Source organism: Prevotella sp. OH937_COT-195 (assembly GCF_003932845.1).
Lineage (GTDB): Bacteria > Bacteroidota > Bacteroidia > Bacteroidales > Bacteroidaceae > Prevotella.
Genome location: NZ_RQZH01000045.1, coordinates 1 through 2500, shown reverse-complemented (window position 1 = coordinate 2500; position 2500 = coordinate 1). Strand labels below are relative to the sequence as shown.

2 tRNA genes and 2 rRNA genes (1 of these 4 cut by a window edge) are annotated in these 2500 nt (G+C 52.8%); all 4 read right to left on the bottom strand.

Going from position 1 to position 2500, the window contains the following annotated elements:
- Positions 1 to 191: ribosomal RNA gene (locus EII32_RS10920) — 23S ribosomal RNA — on the bottom strand (it extends 2719 nt beyond the left edge of the window).
- A gap of 175 nt (positions 192 to 366) precedes the next feature.
- Positions 367 to 440: transfer RNA gene (locus EII32_RS10915), tRNA-Ala, on the bottom strand.
- Between the two features lie 48 nt (positions 441 to 488).
- Positions 489 to 562 (bottom strand) — tRNA-Ile (locus EII32_RS10910).
- A 142-nt stretch (positions 563 to 704) separates the two neighbouring features.
- Positions 705 to 2239: ribosomal RNA gene (locus EII32_RS10905) — 16S ribosomal RNA — on the bottom strand.
- The 16S and 23S rRNA genes sit together here with 2 tRNA genes alongside, the layout of an rRNA operon.
- Positions 2240 to 2500 lie beyond the last annotated feature (261 nt).

Here is a 2500-nt window from a genome sequence, read left to right as displayed (position 1 = left end):
GTTTCAGTTCCCTCCGTTGGCCTCGGCACATAAAAGCGCCGATGACAGTCCTGCAGACTGACGGGTTGTCCCATTCGGACACCTGCGGGTTAACGGATATTTGCTCCTGACCGCAGATTTTCGCAGCTTATCGCGTCCTTCATCGCCTCCGTGAGCCAAGGCATCCGCCATGCGCCCTTGATTACTTTCTGTCTCGCAAAACGACGGATGAAAAAACATCCGGCGAAGAGTCAATACTTTCAGCTATCATAATAAATACGCCGGAATCGACATGCCGATGCGACAAAAGCGCAACAACAAAAACGAAACGGCGATTTGTCTTGTCTGTGTCAACATGTCAAAGATCAACGTGCGAAAAGCACAAAGTGGAGAATAACGGATTCGAACCGTTGACCCCCTGCTTGCAAAGCAGGTGCTCTAGCCAACTGAGCTAATCCCCCAAAAGGGAAAAACAACGAAGGAGGAAGCACGACGCAACAAAAAAAGCGTAGTCCCAGGCAGACTTGAACTGCCGACCTCCACATTATCAGTGTGGCGCTCTGACCAACTGAGCTATAGGACTCCGGAAATGGAGACGACACCAATGCGGAAGCCTCCGGGCGGCAATCCCCCGAACAAAGAGAACAGAAAAAAACGACAACGGCAAAAAAAACAACATGCCGGTGCAAAGACCGATAGAAGACCGAATAACATCACGTCTCCAGAAAGGAGGTGTTCCAGCCGCACCTTCCGGTACGGCTACCTTGTTACGACTTAGCCCCAATCACCGGTTTCGCCCTAGGCCGACCCTCGCGGTCACGGACTTCAGGCGCCCCCGGCTTTCATGGCTTGACGGGCGGTGTGTACAAGGCCCGGGAACGTATTCACCGCGCCATGGCTGATGCGCGATTACTAGCGAATCCAGCTTCGTGGGGTCGGGTTGCAGACCCCAGTCCGAACTGAGGAGGGATTTTGTGATTGGAACGTGCTTGCGCACGAACAACACTCTGTACCCACCATTGTAACACGTGTGTAGCCCCGGACGTAAGGGCCGTGCTGATTTGACGTCATCCCCACCTTCCTCACACCTTGCGGTGGCAGTATGCGAAGAGTGCCCGGCATCACCCGATGGCAACTACGCAAAGGGGTTGCGCTCGTTATGGCACTTAAGCCGACACCTCACGGCACGAGCTGACGACAACCATGCAGCACCTTCACAGGAGCCCCGAAAGGCCTCAACATCTCTGTATCGTTCTCCTGCAATTCAAGCCCGGGTAAGGTTCCTCGCGTATCATCGAATTAAACCACATGTTCCTCCGCTTGTGCGGGCCCCCGTCAATTCCTTTGAGTTTCACCGTTGCCGGCGTACTCCCCAGGTGGGATGCTTAACGCTTTCGCTGGGCCACCGGCAATATGTCGCCGACAGCGAGCATCCATCGTTTACAGTGCGGACTACCAGGGTATCTAATCCTGTTTGATACCCGCACCTTCGAGCATAAACGTCAGTCGGGATATGGTACGCTGCCTTCGCAATCGGAGTTCCTCGTGATATCTAAGCATTTCACCGCTACACCACGAATTCCGCGTACCTACAGCCCACTCAAGCAAGCCAGTTCGCGCAGCAGGACCGCGGTTGAGCCGCGGCGTTTCACTGCACGCTTGACAAGCAGTCCGCGCTCCCTTTAAACCCAATAAATCCGGATAACACCGGAACCTTCCGTATTACCGCGGCTGCTGGCACGGAATTAGCCGGTCCTTATTCATGCGGTACATGCAAAACGGGAACGCGTCCCGAAATTTATTCCCGCATAAAAGGAGTTTACAACCCATAGGGCGGTCGTCCTCCACGCTACTTGGCTGGTTCAGGCTTACGCCCATTGACCAATATTCCTCACTGCTGCCTCCCGTAGGAGTTTGGGCCGTGTCTCAGTCCCAATGTGGGGGATCTTCCTCTCAGAACCCCTACCGATCACTGTCTTGGTGGGCCTTTACCCCGCCAACTAACTAATCGGACGCATCCCCATCAACGGCCGGAAAAAACACCTTTACCCCGAATCAGATGACATCAACGGGGACCATGGGGAATTAGGCCGGCTTTCACCGGGTTATGCCCCTGCCGAAGGTAGGTTGGATACGCGTTACTCACCCGTGCGCCGGTCGCCATCACAGATCGCAAGCAACCTGCATGATGCCCCTCGACTTGCATGTGTTAAGCCTGTAGCTAGCGTTCATCCTGAGCCAGGATCAAACTCTACATTGTAAAATATCATGGAAATCACACCGATATATGAAAATAAAGGCGGATTACATGGTCTCCTGAAAATAAACGCAAAATATCCGGTACAATCCAAAGGTCTAAAGCACCCGTGTCAGAAATGGCCGAAAATAAATAACGGACAACAAACTGACGGCATGTCTGTATATTATACCCGGGACGCAATGTCGAAAAAAAAACAAAACGCCCCGCTTGTCATTGTACTACTTCTCTGTCTCATTGAACAATATCAAAGAACTCATCCTT